Origin of the sequence: Protofrankia sp. CiT1 (genome assembly GCF_917627335.1) — a bacterium.
GTDB lineage: Bacteria > Actinomycetota > Actinomycetes > Frankiales > Frankiaceae > Protofrankia.
The window spans coordinates 33,833-51,527 of sequence record NZ_CAKJTP010000021.1 but is presented as its reverse complement, the minus strand read 5'-3'; the positions used below and the strand labels follow the sequence as shown (position 1 = coordinate 51,527).

The following is a 17,695-nucleotide window of genomic DNA, read 5'->3' as shown; positions in this document are numbered from 1 at the left end:
GGTGAGGCCGTTGCTGGCACCGTCCTGGTTGACGGCACTGCCCCGGATCACGGCGAGTATCTGATGGCCGAGGCGCTGGGCCTCCGACAGCCGCTCCAACAGGACGACTCCCACGCCCTCGGCCCAGGCGGTGCCGTCGGCGGCGGCGGCGAACGGCTTGCACCGGCCGTCGGGGGCCAGCCCACGCTGCCGGCTGAACTCGGTGAACATGCCCGGGGCGGCCATCACCGCGACCCCGCCGGCCAGGGCCAGGCCGCATTCGCCGTTGCGGAGTGCCTGGCTGGCGAGGTGGATGGCCACCAGCGAGGAGGAGCAGGCGGTGTCGACGGTGACGGCCGGTCCTTCCAGCCCCAGGGTGTAGGCGATCCGGCCCGAGGCGACACTGGTGGTGCTGCCGGTCAGGAGGTAGCCCTCGAGGCCCTCGGACGCCTCGTGCAGGCGAGGACCGTATTCCTGCTGCATCGCGCCGATGAACACCCCGGTCCGGCTGCCTGTGAGGGAGGCCGGGTCGATAGCCGCCCGCTCGAGGACCTCCCAGGACGTCTCGAGCAGCAGCCGTTGCTGGGGATCCATCGCCGCCGCCTCGCGGGGGCTGATGCCGAAGAAGGCAGCGTCGAACTGGTCGGCGTCGTAGAGGAATCCACCCTCGCGCGCGTATGACGTGCCCGGCCTGCCTGGTTCGGGGTCATAGATCCTGGCAAGGTCCCAGCCGCGATTGGTGGGGAGCCCCCCGATCGCGTCGGCGCCGGAGAGCACCAGTTGCCACAGCTGTTCGGGGGAGCCCGCACTTCCCGGCCACCGGCCGCTCATGGCCACGATCGCGATCGGTTCGTCGTTCACGGTTGTGGCCGTGGCCGTGGCCATGGTCTCGACCGCGCCGGAGTGCCGCGTGCCTGTCGCGATGGCCGCCAGGTGGTGCGCAACGGCGTGGGGCGTGGGGTGGTCGAAGGTGAGGGTCGCTGGCAGTCGCAGGCCGGTCGCGGCGGACAGCCGGTCGCGGAACTCCACCGCGCCGAGCGAATCGAGCCCGAGGTCCTTGAACGTCCATGTCGCGTCGACAGCGCCTGGCAGGACGTGTCCCAGGACGACGGCGACGCATCCGCGCACGATGTCGACCAGCGCGGCCTGTCGTTCGCCCGCGGACAGCCTGGCCAGGCGTTGTCCCAGCGAGGATGAACTGTCCGCCGCGTCGCCGCGATGCTCCGCGCCACTGTCCTGCGCTGGTTTCGGGCCGGCGTGCGTCGCTGGCTCCGAACGAGGCTGCGCAATCCTCCCCGGCGCCCGCGGGGGTTCGGCAGCCGACGTGTCGATCCAGAACCGCTCGCGCTGGAAAGGATACGTGGGAAGCCTTGTCCGCCGGGCATCCGGCCTGAATGCGGCCGGCCAGTTCACCCAGCCGCCATGGGTGTGGATCTCGGCGAGTGAGGTGAGGAACCGCCGCATCCCACCGTCGTCACGGCGCAGGGTGCCAACGGCGATGGCACTGCCCAGGCCGCCGGTGCCGTCGCCGTCAGCATCGTCGCCGCCAGCATGGTCAGCCCTGTCGAGGGTCTGGCGGATTCCCACCGTAAGGACCGGGTGGGGGCTGGTTTCGACAAACATCCGGTGCCCGTCGGCGAGCGCGCCGCGGATCGCCTGGTCGAGCTGGACCGGCTGGCGGAGGTTGCGGTACCAGTAGTCGGCGGTAAGCGTGGCGGTGTCGAGCAGGCCGCCGGTGACGGTGGAGTAGAACGCGATGTCCGACGTGTGGGCGGTGATCCCGGACAGGGCGTGCAGCAGCTGTTCCCGGATGCTTTCGACCTGCGCGGAGTGGGACGCGTAGCTGACGGGGATGGCGCGGGCATCGATGCCGTCGGCCCGGTATCCGGTGAGTAGTTCGTTCAGCGCGCCCGGGTCGCCGGAGACGACGGTGGACGCGGGCCCGTTGACGGCGGCGATGCTCAGCCGGTCCGCCCAGTGGGTGAGCCGGGAGCGCACGTCGGTGGCGGGCAGGGGAATGGAGGCCATGCCACCAGAGCCACCGGAGCCGCCGAGTTCGGCCAGGGCCCGGCTCCGTAGCGCCACGATTGTGGCGGCGGTCTCCAGCGACAGCGCGCCCGCAATGTGAGCGGCGGCGATCTCACCCTGGGAATGGCCGATGACCGCGTCCGGGTGGACCCCGAAGGAACTCCAGAGCCGGGCGAGGGAGACCATCACCGCGAACAGCACGGGCTGGACGACCTCCACGTGGTCCAGGAACGGCGCGTCCGGCCGGCCGCGGAGCACATCGTCCAGCGACCATTCGACGTGTGGTGCCAGGGCCTCGGCGCAGGCGCGGAGGTGTTCGGCGAAAACAGGGGACGTCTCGAGCAGGCTCCGGGCCATACCGCTCCATTGCGAGCCCTGGCCGGGGAAGACGAACACGACGCCCCTGGCGTCCCGGGCGACTCCGCTCACCAGGCCGGGTGCCACCTTCCCACTGCCCAGCGCCGCGAGCCCGGCCAGGAGCGCCTCGCGGTCACCACCGAGAAGCACCGCCCGATGGGTGAACGACGTTCGGGTCGTGGCGAGCGAGAATCCGACGTCCGCCGGGCCCATCTCGGGCCGGGCGGAAACGGCCTCGCGCAGCGCCGCGGCCTGAGCACGCAACCCAGCTTCGCTTTTCGCTGATATCACCCACGGGATCACCGGCGGGCCGGCTACGGCTGTCGTGCCGGGGGCAGCCTCCTTGCCGGGAGCGCCGTCGCCGTTCGCGGCCGGACGATCGGATACCGGCTTCTCCGCGAGCACCAGATGGCAGTTGGTTCCCCCCACCCCGAAGGAACTGACCCCGGCGACGAGCGTCCTGTCCGGTCGCGGCCACGGAGCGAGGGCCTGTTGCACCCGCAGGTTGATCTCATCGAAACGGATCTCGGGATTGGGTGTCTCGAAGTTCAGGCTCGGTGGGATCTGGCGATGCCGGATACTCAGGATCACCTTGAGAAGGCCGACAATTCCCGACGCGCCTTCCAGGTGGCCCACGTTCGTCTTGGCCGAGCCCACCAGGAGCGGGCGCCCGGGGGGACGGGCCGCGCCGAGCGCCGCGCCGAGTGCGGCGGCCTCGATCGGGTCACCGACCTTCGTCCCGGTGCCGTGGAGCTCCACGTACTGGAGCTCAGCGGCATCCACACCGGACCGTTCGACGGCCAGCCGCACGACCGCTTCCTGCGCTGCCGGACTCGGGATCGTGAGCGCGTCGGTGGCGCCGTCGTTGTTGACCGCGCCACCGTTGATCACGCAGTAGATGTCATCGCCGTCGGCCAGCGCTCGGGCGAGCGGCTTGAGCACGACGACGCCACCACCCTCCCCGCGCACATAGCCGTTCGCACGGGCGTCGAGGGTGTAGGAGCGGCCGTCCGGTGACAGGCCACCGAATCGTGCGGCGGTGATGGTGCTTTCGGGCGTTATGTTCAGGTTGACGCCGCCGGCGAGGGCGAGCGCGGACTCTCCCTTGCGCAGGCTCTCACAGGCCAGGTGAACGGCTACCAGGGAGGATGCCTGAGCCGCGTCCACCGTCAGGCTGGGCCCGGCCAGATCGAAGGTGTAGGACACCCGGTTGGCGATGATCCCACGGTTGAGTCCCGTCAGGGTGTGGCGCGTGATGGTGCGCTCGCCCTGCTGGTGGAGCAGGGCCGCGTAGTCGCTTGCGATGGCTCCCATGAATACGCCGGCTCGGGCTCCCGCGAGGCTCGCGGGCAGGATGCCCGCATCTTCGACGGCCTCCCAGCTGAGCTCGAGGATCAGCCGCTGCTGCGGGTCCATGGCGATCGCTTCAGCGGGCGAGATGCCGAAGAAAGCCGGGTCGAACCGGTCGACGTGGTCGAGGAAGCCGCCGGGGTAGGCGTCGGCGGCGGAGTTCCAGCGCTCGGCCGGGGTTTCGGTGATGGCACTTTGGCCGTCGGTGAGAAGCCGCCAGAATTTTTCCGGCGTCGGCGCTCCCGGCAGCCGGCAGGCAAGCCCGATGACGGCGACCGCTTCGGCCGCCCCGGTTCCTGCTCCGGGAACAGTCGGTTTGTCGCTCATACTGTGACCCTTTCCTGCTCAACGGCAGACATAACGTGTACCGAATTCAGCGGTGCGGCCGGCTGGCGCGCCGGAAAATTCCGTCCCAGCGGCCGGACGGGGGTACGCCGGAATTCGCCGCGCACCCGCCGCGGCCGGGAAACCGAATCCCGGGCCATTCTCGGCCCACGGGGTGCTGACCCGCTTGTAACGCCGGGTCTCGCTTCCCAGCGGCTCCGGGAATCATCGGAGGACCGTCGCGTGCTGGCCGGCTTCAGCTTCACCAGCCTTGCCGGGCCGAGGGATCGCGGCGAGGAGCTCCTGCGTGTAGGTATGGACCGGCTGCGAAAACACCTGCCTGACATCTCCGGTCTCGACGACGCGGCCGTCCTTCATCACGAGGAGCCGGTCGCTGACATGATGGATCACCCCGAGGTCATGGGAGATGAACAACAACGCCACCCCGAGGCCGCGTTGCAGGGCGGTGAGCAGATCGAGTATCTGGGCTTGGATCGACACGTCGAGCGCGGAGACCGGTTCGTCACAGACGATCACATCAGGTGATGGTGCAAGTGCCCGCGCGATCGCGACCCGCTGGCGTTGGCCCCCGGACAGCTCCCGGGGCCGCCGCTGGAGCATGTTCGCGGCCAGGCCTACCTGGTCGAGCAGCTCGATGATCTTCACCCGTCGATCCCGTCCGCGCCGGGGGCCGGCCACCGCCTCGCCGATGATGCGTTCGACGGTGTAACGCGGGTCGAACGAACCCATCGGGTCCTGGTAGATGGCCTGGATCCGCCGGCGGTACGCCCTGCGGTCGCGCTCGCGGATCCTGCCGCCTGACTGTCCCGCCGCTCCGGCGCTAGCTCCAGCTCCGTTCGCCGTTCCGTTCCACAGCGCACCGGCGAGCCGGACGCTGCCTTCGTCCGGCTCAAGCAGGCCGAGCACGATGCGGGCCACCGTCGTCTTGCCCGAGCCCGACTCGCCGACCAGGCCGAGCGCCTCACCCGCCCGGAGCTGGAACGACACGTCCCGGGCCGCGTGATGCCAGGTCTGGTCAGGGGAGCGGAACCGTTTGGAGATGCTTTCAGCCTCGATGAGGAGGCCGCCACGCGGAGCTGGCGGCCGCGCAGTCTCGACGACCGACAGCCGGTGTGGAGTTTCCTCCGGTGCCGCCATGGGGTACCAGCACAGCGCGCCATGCCCTGGTCCGGCGTCGGCTGGCGCGGGCAGTTCGTCACGGCACCTCTGGTCGGCGAGCCGGCACCGGAGCGCGTACGGGCAACCGTCCGGGCCGGCTGCGGGCTGCCCGGACGCGGCGGCCGACAGCCGGGCGCCCTTGGCGTGCATGGCGGGTGCGGCCGCGAGCAGCGCCCGGGTGTACGGGTGTCGTGGGCTGCTCAGCACACGGTCCGTCGGCCCCTGCTCGACGATCAGCCCGCTGTGCATGACCGCGATCGTGTCCGCGAGCCCGGCCACGACGGCGAGGTCGTGGCTGATGAGCAGGAGCGCCATGCCGCTGTGCTTGAGCCGCCGGAGCAGGTCGAGAACCTGCGCCTGGACGGTGACGTCCAAAGCGGTCGTGGGCTCGTCCGCGAGCAGCAGCGCTGGACCGGCGGCGATCGCGGATGCGATCAGCGCCCGCTGCCGCAGGCCACCGGAAAGCTGGTGCGGGTACTGGCGCGCACGCTGTCGGGGATCGGGAATAGCCCACGTCCGTCAGCAGGGACAGCACCCGGCCGCGCACCTCGGCCCGGTCGACAACCCGGTGGGTGCGTAACGTCTCGGCGACCTCCGCGCCCACCGTCCGGAGCGGGTCGAGCGAGACCAGGGCGTCCTGGAGCACCAGGCCGATCCGCCGGCCGCGCACCGCTTGCCACTGAGGCTCGGTCAGAGTGCTCAGATCCCTGCCGTCGAACACCAGCCGGCGCGCGGTGGCCGCCGCGCGGGCACCGGTGAGGCCGACGAGCGTGCGGGCGGTGACGCTCTTGCCGGAGCCGGACTCGCCCACGAGGGCGAGGCACTCGCCCCGGCCGAGAGTGAACGACACGTCCCGAACCGCCCGGACGGGCCCGGAGCCCGGATGGAACGTCACGTCGAGACCGTCGACGACAAGGAGAGGATGATCGGCGGCGCCGGGCATGGTCATCGGGTGGTCCTACCGGCGAAGTGGGCCTGCGCATATCGGCCGGCCACGTTGACGGCGATCACGGTGACGGCGATGGCCGCTCCCGGGAACACCCCGATCCACCAGGCCGTCTGTAGGAAGTCGCGGCCTTCGGACAGCATCAGGCCCCACTCCGGGGCCGGTGGCCTCGTCCCGAGGCCGAGGAAGCTCAAGGCGGACGCGTAGATGAGGGCCGTGCCGAAGCCGACCGTGGCAAGCACGAGCACCGGACCGAGCGCGTTGGGCAGGACATGGCGCGCCACCAGCAGCCCCCGCCGAAGGCCGAGCCCCACGGCGGCCTCGACGTAACCCGAGCGCCGCACCACCATCGCCTCGGCGCGGACAAGCCGTCCGTATACCGGGATCAGCGCCGCCGCTATGGCAAGCACGGTATTGGTCGTACCAGCGCCGAGAACGGCGATCACCAGCAGCGCCAGGAGCACCGGCGGCATCGCGATCAATATATCCGCCAGGCGCATGAGGACCAGATCGGCGACGCGCCCGCCGAGCGCGGCGGTCAGGCCGAGCAGCGTGCCTCCGCCGACGGCGAGCGCGATCGCGCCGAGACCGAGCAGGAGCGACGTTCGAGCGCCATAGAGGATCCGGGTGAAAACGTCACGGCCGATCTGGTCAGTACCGAACCAGTGCGAACCACCCGGAGCCGCGAGCGCGTTCACCGGGTCGGTGTCGGTCGGGGAGGCATCGGTGAACAGTCCCGGCGCGATCGCCACAACTGTGACCAACAGGAGAACCACGGCCGCGACGACCAGGGCGGGACGGCCTCTCCGGCGGCGCCGGGCACTGGGCACGGCGCCGGCCCCCAGCGGGACGACGGAGCCGACAGCTGTCACAGGGCTGCCTCCGTCGTCCGCAGTCTCGGGTCGATGACCAGGTGGAGCAGGTCCACCACGGTGAAAATGAGGACGACGGCGAAGGCCGACAGCAGGACGACCCCCAGCACGACCGGCAGGTCCCTGCTGGTCACCGCCTGCATGGTCAGCGATCCGATGCCAGGCCGGCTGAAGACCGTCTCGATCACCACCGTGCCGCCGAGCAGCGTCCCGGTCAGCCAGCCCGCCAGCGTCAGCAAGGGTGTCGCCGCGTGCCGGAAGGCGTGGCGCAGCCTGACCGCGCTCTGGCTCAGGCCGCGGGAGCGCGCGGTGACCACGAACGGCTGTTCCAGCGCGGCCTCAAGGCCCTCACGCAACACCTGACCCAGCACACCGGCCACTGACAGCGCGAGGGTGACCGCGGGCAGCACAAGCGAGGAGAGGCTCTGCGCGCCGGCCACCGGGAAGATCCGGAGCTGGAACGAGAACACGGTCAACAGCATGATCCCCAGCCAGTGCGGCGGGGTGGACAACGCCACCAGCTCCCAGGCCGTGGCGGTGGCACGCAGGGCCGGCCGCCGTCCAGCTGTCACCACCGCGGACACCACCGCGATGACGACGGCGAGGGCGACCGCGGCCACGGTGAGCTGGACCGTAGGCCAGATCTGATCGTTGATCAGTTTCGACACAGGCTGCTGGAGCTGGTAGGAGCTGCCCAGATCGCCGTGGAGGAGGTTGCCGACGTAACGCGCGTACCGTACCGGTACGGGCTGGTCGAACCCGAATTCGGTCCTGATCTGCTGCCGAATCTCGGGGGAGGCCGTGGTCGTCGGCCCCAACAGGACCGCTACCGTGTCGCCAGGGACGAGCTGGAGCGCGGCGAAGGCCAGCGTCGCAGCCCCGAGCATCACCGCCGTCCCCGCGAGCAGGCGTTCGGCAGCCCCTTGTATTATTCCCCGTCTGCTGAACAGGGCACGTCTGGTAGCCAGTGGTGAACGCATCCGGTATCCATGAGCCGATCCGTCGAGGCGAGTCCAGGGCGCGCTGATGGAAAAATATCAGCGCAGCTCGGTGAGGTGCTATTTCTTGTTATGCCAGGCGTCGTAGAAAAGTGGCCATGAGTTCGCGTCGAAGGCGATTCCCTTTACGTACCCGGCCGCTCCGATGATGGAGCTTGACGTGTACACCGGGATCACAACGGCCTTGTTGATGACCGCCTTCTGGGTCTTGGCGTAGACGTCATTGCGGGTCGCTTGGTCCAGCGTGGCCGCGCCTGTGTCGGTCCAGTTGTCCACCTCGGGGTCGCTGAGCAGCGAGGCGTTCTGGCCGCCAGTGGCCAGGGTGCTGCCGCTGTTGAAGAACAGCCGCAGCACATCCGGCTCGAACCGGCCCCAGCTGAAGTCCAGCACCTGGAACTGGCCGCCGTAGGCCTTGGTGACGTAGGTGCCGATGTCCACGGCTGGGCGGGTGATCTCGACACCTATCTTTTTGAGGTCGTCCTGGATCGCCTGGCCCAGGATGTCACGCTGTTCCCGTACGAATGCCGGCACCGTAGGCCATTCGATGGTGAGACGTATGCCGTTCCGGGTGCGGTACCCAGCGGCGTCACGACCGGTCCAGCCTGCCTGGTCGAGGAGCTGGTTGGACGTTGCCGGCTCGTAGGGCCAGCTTTTCTCCAACGTGGCGTCATACGATGGTGTGGTTGCCGAGATGGGGCTCCAGGCTCGCTTGTACTGGCCGAAGTAGACGGTACTGACGTCCTGGTCCAGGTTCACCCCTCGCTGTATGGCGGTGCGGACGCGCTCGTCGTTGAGCGGAGCCAGGGACGTGTTCAGGTAGAGGCTGTAGGGCGCGCCAGCGATATCCTTGCGCAGTACCTGAAGGTTCTGGTCGGCCTGGATGGCCTTTACATTCGCCGGTGGAACAGCGCTGATAACATCGATCTGGCCGCTGGTCAGCGAACCGACCCGTGCCGCGTTCTCCTTGAGAATGCGGATGGTCAGCGTGTCGATATAGGCGGGGCCGGTGTGCTTGCCGGTAGCCGGGGCCCAGGCGTATGCGGGATTTTTCGTCAGTACGATGCGCTGGCCCTTTGTGTAGCTGGTGAAGGTGAACGGCCCGGTGCCGACGGCGACCGGGCCGCCGCCGCACAGCTTGTCGGCATTGGCCGTCAGTGTCTTCGGCGAGTAGAAGCCGAGGTAGGCGGTGCTGGCCGCCTGGAGGAACGGGGCGAACGGCTTGGAAAAATTGACCTTGACGGTGTATGGATCGATGACGTCTGTCCCGGTGTAGGGGCCGAGCAGGCTCGCGGCGTACTGCGATTTTGTCGTCTTTGCGACTATATGGTCAAAATTGATCCGCACGGCATCGGCGTTGAAGTCGGTGCCGTCGGTGAACGTGACCCCCTGCCGCAGCCGGAAGGTAAAGCTCGTCAGGTCCGGTGCGATGTCCCAGGAAGTGGCCAGCCACGGGTGGAAGGTACCGGCATCGTCCTCCGTGACAAGGGAGTCGAAGACGTTACGCTGGATCGCCGCGGTGATGTCCTGCTGGCTGACGTGGATGTCGAAGCAGGTCGGTTCGGTGTCGATCCCGTAGGTCAGGGATCCACCGGGCACCGGTTTGTCCGCGTAGGTAGCGGTGGACCCAGCGTTCGAACCGCAGGCGGCAAGGAAGAGCGTCGCGGTGACGGCTGCTCCCGCTATGCGAGCGTGTGTGCGGCCGGGCTTTCGATCAGCGAGCCGGAGCGGCGATTTTAAACACGCGCTGCGGTGTACGGGCCTGGTAAAGCGCATGCGAGGGCTCCGAGGGGCTCGACGAGAATCAGGAGAGATGCGACGGAAAGCGGCTGGATGCCGATATCAAAATTACCCATGTCGATATCAGGAGCACGGGACAAAGCGGGACAAAATGAACGCGGGTGAGGTGGGCGCCGGGCGAGCGGAAGCTTCGTCTCCGGTGTTTTGGCTACGGGCACATTTCGGCTGGGCGGGCATCCGTCCGTGCCAGCCAGGATGCTTGCAGGACGGATTGGGCCGCCTGGCCAGTGTGCCGAGCTGTCTTCGCGTGTCACCGAGATCCGCGGAGATTTGCGGCCGGAGTGGTCTGATGCGCTGGAACCCGCCTGGAAACCTGCCGGGAATTCAGGGCAGACAGGCCGCGCTTGATACCCGAAGAAGATCGATATGGCGTCGCGACGTGAGGAGGTGGCTGGTTGTCGACCACACTATCCAGCGCGGCTGCACAAGCCCTGGCTGGCTCTCATTGGACCTCACGGAAATCATATTAGCTATGTGCAATGATATGCGGAAGTGAAGCGGATGTGATTTGCTTCACGTCATCAGCTCAGGGGCTGCTGACGTCGTCTCCGGGTGTGCGTGGGCGCGATGCTCGCAGGCCGCGGGCAGGGATCTGGCCGGCTGCCTTGGCGCGATCGCGCTGTTCGTCGACGGCGGTGGCGGAAACATCCCTGGGAATATTCATCGGGATCTTCCGCATCGGTACGGGAATGGCGCCCGGACCGCTGGCGCAGCCGGAGCGGAATGACGATCTTTGCCACCGGCCGACAGGTTGAGTGGCGCCAGCAACAGAATGTGGATCAAGAAGTGGGGCTGGGGTGCGTGCATCGCGTGAGCGGAATTACTGGTAGGACACATGTCGCATGATTATATTTTCGCTTGGCTGAAGGCCCCGGGGGCTGGGGTCTTCAGCCAAGCAGTCACGGTTTTAGAGCGCGTTCGAGATCGTCATTCCGGCGGCGACGCTGTCGGGGCCCTCTGGGGAGACGGCGTCCACTGTGGGTGCCACCGGTTGACGTTTGAGGGTGAGCGCGATCAGAGCGCCAGCCGCCGTGGCGGCCGCGGCGACCCATCCCCCCGTGCGAAGCCCGTCGACAATGGTTGACGGAGCATCCGTCTGGCCGGTCAGGCCCGCGCGGGCGATCGCCACGATGACGGCCAGCCCTATGGCGCTACCGAGCTGCTGGGATGTGGAAGCCAGCGCTGAGGCGACGCCCTGCTCGGCGGGCGAGACTCCGGCGGACGCCGCCACGAACAGCGCGCTGAAGGCGATGCCGGCGCCGAGGCCCCAGATGATGAGGCCGGGCAGCAACGCGGCGAACGAGCTGTTCGGCGACATACCCATGGCGAGGGCGGCCAGCCCGATCCCCGCGACGAGCATCCCGGTGAAGATGGTGGGACGGATACCCTGCCGGTTGAGCAGCGTCAGGGAGATCTTCCCGCCGACCATGGAGATCAGAGTGAGCGGCAGGAAGGCCAGACCGGCGGTAAGCGGGCTGTAACCGAGCACATTCTGCAGGTAGGTGGTGTACAAGAAGTATTCCCCGCCGAGCGTGCCGACCAGGATCAGTATGTCAATCATGGCGACGGCCAGGCTGCGGTTACCGAAAAGCCGCAGTGGCGCGAGCGGGTTGCGGGTGCCCCGCTCGATGAGGACGAAGGCTGCCACAAGCGCCGCACCGACGAGCAGGGACCCGATGACCCTGCTCGAGGACCATCCTTCATCCGGTCCGCTGGCCAGGCCGAACACCACCAGGGAGATGCCCGCGGTGGCGACCACCGCGCCCGGTACGTCGAAGCCCCCGCGCCCGCCCTCGCGTGGCGGATCCGCCGGGAGCAGCCATGGTGCGATGATCGCCGCGCCCAGCGCGAGTGGCACGTTGACGAGGAAGACCGCGGCCCATCCGAAGCCGTTGGTGAGCAGCCCGCCGAGGAGTGCGCCGGCGGCGAGGCCGCCGCTTGCCGCGACGCCCCAGACCGTCAGCGCCTTGTTGCGTTCTGGTCCCTCCGCGTAGCTTTTATTGATCAATGACAAGATTGTCGGGAACAGCAGCGCGCCGCCCAGGCCCTGGACGGTTCGGGCGGTCAGCAGCATCCACGGCTCGGTTGCAAAGCCCCCTCCCAGCGACGAGATGGCGTAGAGCCCGAGCGCGAGGATGAACATCCGCCGCTCGCCGAGCCGGTCGGCCGCCCGGCCGCCGAGCAGCAGGAATCCGCCGAACGTCACGGCGTAGGCGCTGACCACCCATTGCAGCGACTGGGCGGTGAATCCGAGCTCACGGCCGATGTCGGGCAGGGCGATGTAGACGATGTTGTAGTCGATGGCGACGACGAACTGGGCGAACGCCAGCAGGGCGAGTTTGAGCCCGGACCGCTCCTGCGGGCGGGTCACGGAAGCATCCACGGGTTCGGTTCTTCCTGCGCGGAGTTGTCACCGGCCACGGACGTGGCTGGTGAGGCGGGCGTTGGTCGAGGCAGGCCTGATGCCCTGCGTCGGCTGTGAGGCGCTTCAACTATGAGGCGTTCGTATCCTACACGGTGTTCAAACTTACTACACGGGATAGTAGCTCAGCGCTGTAGAGTGTCAGGCGTGGAGGAGCCGACGCCGCGCCGGCGAGATCGCCTCCGGGCGGAGACCGTCCGGGAGATCAAGATGATTGCGCTCAAGCATATGGCCGCGGGTGGAGCGGCCACTGTTTCGCTGCGTGCGATCGCCCGCGAGATGGGGATGACCGCGGGTGCGCTCTACAGCTACTACGACACCCGAGACGATCTGGTCATTGCGTTGATCGCCGATGTCTACGGCCAGCTCGCGGAACTGCTGGACATGGCGCGTACCACCCGGCCCGCGGACGACCCCGGGGCTCAGCTGCTGGCGGTCGGCCTGGCCTATCGGCAGTGGGCGATCAACAACACCGGGGAGTTCCAGCTTGTCTACGGCGACCCGCTCCCCGGCTGTCAGGCTCCAGAGGGCGCGGTCGCCTTGGCCGCGGAATACCGCGCGTGCGGGGTGCTTCTGAAGATCGTCGCTGCCGCCTGGCCGGCAGTCGAGCGCAGCCAGGCTATCGACGACTATCGGTGGTCCGATTTCGATCCGGCCTTCGTCGCCATGGTCGGTGAGTCGTTCCCCGAACTGCCGCCGTCCGCGGTCGCGCTCTCGCTGCGTATCTGGGGCCGGCTGCACGGGCTGATCGCGCTCGAGGTCTACGGCCACCTGCGGCCCCAGATACTGGACCCCGCCAAGCTCTACCACGCCGAGTTGGTCGACCTGACCAGAACGCTGGGTCACGCGTCGCCGATCAGGTCGTCAGCGTAGCCCGTTATCGATCTTACTGAATCGGCAGAGGCGCCCGCGCGGGCCTTGGGCGCCATTCGTCGGTGATTGCTGTCGGCCCGATGAGACCGTCCACCCGGGGATAGCGGTGCACGGTTCTCCGATAGTTGATCCGCCATCCCCGCGGAGTGCGAGTGACAATGTCGAGGTAGTCACCATTGGTGATCGACCCGTCGGCCCGAACAGCCAGGTAGCGACTGCGTGCCCGGACAGTTCCGTCATTGTCCACTAAGATTATGGTGTCGACGGTCTGATGGTCCGCGGTGTCCGCCGGGAGCCGCCGCACATAGTCGCGGAAGGCATCGAGCCCGTGGAGGAGGGTACCCTTTCCCACCCCGATCTCAATCGTGACGTCGTCGGTGAAAACCAGGCTGAGCGCGTCTGTCTCCTTGTTGTCGACAGCGTGCGCAAACAGGGCCAACGTCTGGTGGATCCCGGTGATATCCGACGTGGACAGTTCCCGCGTCATGGTGCTCCTTCGGCATGAAGACACACAGCTCAGTGGTCGGCGCCGGCAGGCCCCGAAGGACTTCCAGCGCCGGCATGACGAGCAGCCGGGCCGAACGCCTCTCAGACCGGGACACCGCCAATTTGTCGCAGAATGGTGAGGCGGTCCGGAAGTACGTCATAGCTGACGATCCGGCCGTCGTGAAAGGTGATCCAGCTGATGCTGGTGCCGTCGATCGGCCTGCCGGTTGCCGGCACACCGAACACGTCACCTTTGTGGATACCCTCGATTCGCCAGAATACGACCACCCGGTCATCTTCGGCCACGAGATCCGTGACGGTCGTCTTGAGATCTCCTACGGCCTCCCTCAGCCAGACGACGTGCTGGCGGAAGCCGTCACGGCCTGCTGACCAGCCTGCGCGGGCCCGGGTTTCATCGTCGGCGTCCGAGTCGATGAGGTCGTCCAGGAGCTCCAGGCGCCCGTTGTTGACGATCTCCTCATACAGACGCCGCGCCGCGGCCTTGTTGGACTCGGTCCTGGTCGTGTCAGTACTCATCAACGGCCTCCTCGGGCATGGAGAACTTCATCGGGGTGGTTCGCCGGGCTGGGCGGTGGGAGCAGGATTCCGGTGTTCGCGTTGAGACCACCGTCGCAGGGCAGCGTGGCACCGGTGATGTACGACGCCGCGGGCGAGGCCAGAAACCAGACGACCTCCGCCTGTTCTCGGGGGCTCGCCCACCGTTGCATCGGGATTCGTCTGGTGACGTCCGCCGCGAGTTCCGGGTTGGCGAGGGCACCAGCGGTCATCGCGGTTACCGTGCCGCCGGGCGCGAGAGTGTTGATTCTGATGCCGTGGGCGGCGTAGTCGATCGCGGTTGCGCGAACAAGGTTGATCGCCGCGGCCTTGGACGCGTTGTAGGCCCAGTTGCCCGGCTCCCCGCGCAGGCCGGCAACGGACGCGGTGACGACGATCGCGCCACCGCCCGCGGCACGCAGGGCCGGTGCGGCGGCGCGTATTCCCAGCGCCACTCCCCGCACGTTGACGGCTAGTATTCGGTCGAATCGCTCGATGGCACCCGCCGCCTCCAACGGAGGCGTCCCGCCGATTCCGGCGTTGAGCACGGCCACGTCCAGCCGGCCGAAGTGGTCGGCGGCCAGTCGCACCATCGCCGTGTTGGTCGTCTCGGCGGCTATGTCGCCGGTGAGCGTCACAACTCCTGTTATCGCGGCCAGTTCGGCCAGCCCATTCTCGGCCAGGTCGACGGCGACAACCTTGAATCCTCGCTCAGCGAAAAGTTCCACACACGCGCGTCCGATTCCGGATGCGGCACCGGTGACAACCACCACTGGAGTGACCATGCTGTCTCCCTGCTGGTCGACATTCAGGATTGCTCGATGTTCTGTTGGCGCCGCGAGGTGCGGGAAGACGCCCGGAGAAGATGACGCGCAGGACGGACACGGGCTGTGGGTGGAACGCCTAAGCAGCCCGGCGAAGGTGCCAGAGCTGCTCGCCCACAGGTCATAACCCGACCTGCCGTCACCCGGACCAGCCCGCCGAGGACCGAAACCAAAAAATCTTACCGATAGCGATCATGTTGTTGAACGCTACGCTATTATGCGTAGCGTAAACTGTCAATTGTTCACCGGCGTAGTGAACTTTGTCGCCTTCGGTCCACCGATCGGTGCTCGGCGTCCCGCCTCAGCCCCTCACACAGCGTGGGCCAGCAGCTCCGCTCCTTGATCCACGCCCCTATTGCCGGGCGCTCTAGGAGCGTTTGGCGATGGATGGGAGTGACGCGGCGAGGTGCGTGCCCTGTCATTCAAAGGTGGCCGCGGCCTCCCGCAGGGTGCGGATCACCGTTTCTGGATCGTACGGTGCGGGCGGACCGGGGGTGTACGTCACCGAGCGCAGGGCACCGGTGTAGCGGAAGGTGCGGTGCCGCTCGTACACCGGCCAGGACACCGGGGACTTGCGGTCGACACCGACACTGATGCCCTGCAGCGGCGCCATGCCGATCAGCTGGTGGACGCCGTCCAGCCGGCCGGTCGCGATGCCGTCGACCGAAATCCGCCAGTCCCAGCGCAGGTCCGGCACGGCCAGGGCGGAGACGACGACGGTGTGCCGCCCGGCGGTGAGCGGTCCGGCGTCGGCCTCGAACAGCGTGCCGTACTCGTTGTAGGCGAGGCGCAGACGGCCGTCCTCCACATACACGCTGTAGCCACCACCCTGGTCGCCGTGTGAGACGAACACCCCTTGGTCGTCGGCGCGGTGCTCCGCCAGCTCGATCGTGATGTCGAAGGAGCGGAAGGCAATGAGCTTCGACGACCGGTAGCGTTCCAGCTCCGGCGTGCCAGCCAGCAGAGTCAGCGGCCGTCGCAGTAGTTCCTCCGCCGGGTTGCGGACGGCCAGCGCGCCGCTGCCGTCCAGCAGCGGGAAGACACCGTTACGCCAGGCTGCGTCCTCCCAGGCGGCGGCAAGCTCTTTGACGATCTTCGGCTGTTCGGCGGACAGGTCGTCGATCTCGGTTGGGTCCCGGTGGATGTCGTAGAGTGCCCACTCGCCGTCGTCGTACGGGGTGCCGGGCTGGTGCAGCGTGACCAGCTTCCAGCCGCCGCGGTAGTAGCTGCGGTTGCCGATCATCTCGCAGTACTGCTCATGATGGGTGCTCGGCGCGGTCGGGTCAGCGAGTATGGCGGCGAAGCTGAACCCGTCGGGTTCCTGGAGTGCCACGCCGTTCCGCATCGTCGGGCGTTCCGCTCCGGCAAGTTCCAGCAGGGTCGGCGCGATGTCGGTGACGTACTGGTAGTGCGGACGGATGCCGGTGTCGCCGTCGGGCCGGCGCAGCCCGGCCGGCCAGGAGATGACGAACGGTACCCGCACCCCGCCGGCGTACGTCTGGCTCTTGTACAACCGGAACGGTGTGTTGGACGCCATGCCCCAGCCGCGCGGGTAGTGCACCAGGCTGCGTGGGCCGCCGATCAGCTCCGGCTCGCGCTCGACGTCGGGGTTCCAGTCGGACGGGAGCGCGGGGTGCTGGACGAAACGTTTGAAATAGCTGCGGGTGCCCTGCGCGCCGCCTTCGCCGGTACCGCCGTTGTCCGAGGTGAACACGATGACGGTGTTGTCCAGCTCACCGAGGTCCGCCACGGTCGCAAGCAGCCGGCCGAGGTTCTGGTCGATGTTGTCGACCATCGCGGCGTAGACCTCCATGTACCGGGCGTACAGCGCCTGCTGGTCCGCTGTGAGCTCGCCCCAGGCGTCGACCTCAAAGCCGGCCTCGAAGTTGCGCCGCGGTAGCCGGGTGCCCGCGGGGAACAGACTGTCCGCGAGCTGCCTGGCGAAACGGGCGTCGCGCAGTGCGTCCCAGCCGTCGTCGTACCGGCCCCGGTACCGCTCGATGTCGGCGGCCTTCGCCTGCAGCGGCCCGTGAACGGCGTTGTGCGCGACGTAGAGGAAGAACGGCTTGTCCGCGTCGTGCGCGCGCAGCGCCTTGACCATCGAGATCGCCTGGTCGGTGATGTCATCGGTGTAGTAGTAGCTGTCGGGCAGCTCGTCGACGTCCAGCGGGCTGTTGTCCCGGACCAGCTGGTGCGGGTGGAACAGACTGGTGAGGCCTTCCAGCACTCCGTAGTACTGGTCGAAGCCCTTGCTCAGCGGCCAGTTGCGACGGTCGTCAGCCGCGTTGGACGCCGAGTCGCGCGCCAGATGCCACTTGCCGACGGCGTAGGTGGCGTACCCGGCGTCGTGCAGCAGCTCTGCCAGGGTGGGGATGTCGTCGGCGATCTCCATGCCGTAGCCGGGGAAACCGGGGTCGGCGTTGGCCACCATCGAATACCCCACCCGGTGCGCGTTGAGGCCGGTCAGCAGCGATGCACGGGCGGGTGAGCACAGCGGCATGGTGTGGTAGTTCGTCAGGCGGAGGCCGCGTTCAGCGAGCAGGTCAAGCGTCGGCGTGGCGATCTCCGAGCCGAACGGGCCGATATCGCTGTAACCCATGTCGTCGACGAGCACCAGGATGATGTTGGGTACGTTCCTGTCCGCGCGGTGACGGGCTGGCCAGGCAGGCTCCGATGCGGCGAAGGTGCGGCCGACCCGGCCTTCG

11 protein-coding genes and 1 pseudogene are annotated in these 17,695 nt (G+C 67.9%); 1 reads left to right on the top strand and 11 read right to left on the bottom strand.

Annotated elements, in window-relative coordinates; genetic code table 11:
• The 7 genes and pseudogenes from MJ785_RS06150 to MJ785_RS06125 form a co-directional block, all read right to left on the bottom strand.
• Positions 1-4,041: type I polyketide synthase (locus tag MJ785_RS06150; RefSeq protein ID WP_239380168.1), on the bottom strand; the 4,041-nt coding region annotated here is incomplete at its 3' end.
• A 222-nt stretch (positions 4,042-4,263) separates the two neighbouring features.
• A pseudogene (locus tag MJ785_RS06145) lies at positions 4,264-6,166 on the bottom strand (dipeptide ABC transporter ATP-binding protein).
• Positions 6,163-7,035, bottom strand: a complete 873-nt coding sequence (locus MJ785_RS06140; RefSeq protein ID WP_239308017.1) for an ABC transporter permease — start codon at positions 7,033-7,035, stop codon at positions 6,163-6,165. The pseudogene MJ785_RS06145 and the gene MJ785_RS06140 overlap by 4 nt, the downstream one beginning before the upstream one ends.
• Complete coding sequence (locus MJ785_RS06135) at positions 7,032-8,015, bottom strand: ABC transporter permease (protein WP_239380167.1); 984 nt, start codon at positions 8,013-8,015, stop codon at positions 7,032-7,034. The genes MJ785_RS06140 and MJ785_RS06135 overlap by 4 nt, the downstream gene beginning before the upstream one ends.
• 78 nt (positions 8,016-8,093) lie before the next feature.
• Complete coding sequence (locus tag MJ785_RS06130; RefSeq protein WP_239308016.1) at positions 8,094-9,629, bottom strand: ABC transporter substrate-binding protein; 1,536 nt, start codon at positions 9,627-9,629, stop codon at positions 8,094-8,096.
• 525 nt (positions 9,630-10,154) lie between these two features.
• A complete protein-coding gene (locus MJ785_RS22155) occupies positions 10,155-10,295 on the bottom strand; it encodes a putative leader peptide (RefSeq protein ID WP_370651395.1) in 141 nt (46 codons plus the stop codon).
• A gap of 442 nt (positions 10,296-10,737) precedes the next feature.
• Positions 10,738-12,213: an MFS transporter gene (locus tag MJ785_RS06125; protein WP_239380166.1), complete on the bottom strand. Its 1,476-nt coding sequence runs from the start codon at positions 12,211-12,213 to the stop codon at positions 10,738-10,740.
• A 249-nt stretch (positions 12,214-12,462) separates the two neighbouring features.
• On the opposite strand from MJ785_RS06125, the gene MJ785_RS06120 reads away from it, so the two are divergent.
• The gene (locus MJ785_RS06120) at positions 12,463-13,125 is read left to right on the top strand and encodes a TetR/AcrR family transcriptional regulator (RefSeq protein WP_239308014.1); all 663 of its coding nucleotides are present in this window, start codon (positions 12,463-12,465) and stop codon (positions 13,123-13,125) included.
• A 13-nt stretch (positions 13,126-13,138) separates the two neighbouring features.
• On the opposite strand, the gene MJ785_RS06115 is transcribed toward MJ785_RS06120, so the two are convergent.
• The 4 genes from MJ785_RS06115 to MJ785_RS06100 all read right to left on the bottom strand — a co-directional run.
• A complete protein-coding gene (locus MJ785_RS06115; protein ID WP_239308013.1) occupies positions 13,139-13,612 on the bottom strand; it encodes a nuclear transport factor 2 family protein in 474 nt (157 codons plus the stop codon).
• Positions 13,613-13,713: 101 nt separating this feature from the next.
• Positions 13,714-14,148, bottom strand: coding sequence for an ester cyclase (locus MJ785_RS06110; protein WP_239308012.1), 435 nt, complete (start codon positions 14,146-14,148; stop codon positions 13,714-13,716).
• Complete coding sequence (locus MJ785_RS06105) at positions 14,148-14,951, bottom strand: SDR family NAD(P)-dependent oxidoreductase (protein ID WP_239347414.1); 804 nt, start codon at positions 14,949-14,951, stop codon at positions 14,148-14,150. Before MJ785_RS06105 ends, MJ785_RS06110 begins: the two co-directional genes overlap by 1 nt.
• Positions 14,952-15,408: 457 nt before the next feature.
• Positions 15,409-17,695 (bottom strand): arylsulfatase (locus MJ785_RS06100; protein ID WP_239380165.1); only part of this gene is annotated, 2,287 nt, incomplete at its 5' end.

Bases quoted from the DNA above. Each gene is read 5' to 3' on its own strand.
- MJ785_RS06135 (WP_239380167.1), bottom strand. From the start codon at position 8,015: ATGCGTTCACCACTGGCTACCAGACGTGCCCTGTTCAGCAGACGGGGA.
- MJ785_RS22155 (WP_370651395.1), bottom strand. From the start codon at position 10,295: ATGATTTCCGTGAGGTCCAATGAGAGCCAGCCAGGGCTTGTGCAGCCG.
- MJ785_RS06120 (WP_239308014.1), top strand. From the start codon at position 12,463: ATGATTGCGCTCAAGCATATGGCCGCGGGTGGAGCGGCCACTGTTTCG.
- MJ785_RS06115 (WP_239308013.1), bottom strand. From the start codon at position 13,612: ATGACGCGGGAACTGTCCACGTCGGATATCACCGGGATCCACCAGACG.
- MJ785_RS06110 (WP_239308012.1), bottom strand. From the start codon at position 14,148: ATGAGTACTGACACGACCAGGACCGAGTCCAACAAGGCCGCGGCGCGG.
- MJ785_RS06105 (WP_239347414.1), bottom strand. From the start codon at position 14,951: ATGGTCACTCCAGTGGTGGTTGTCACCGGTGCCGCATCCGGAATCGGA.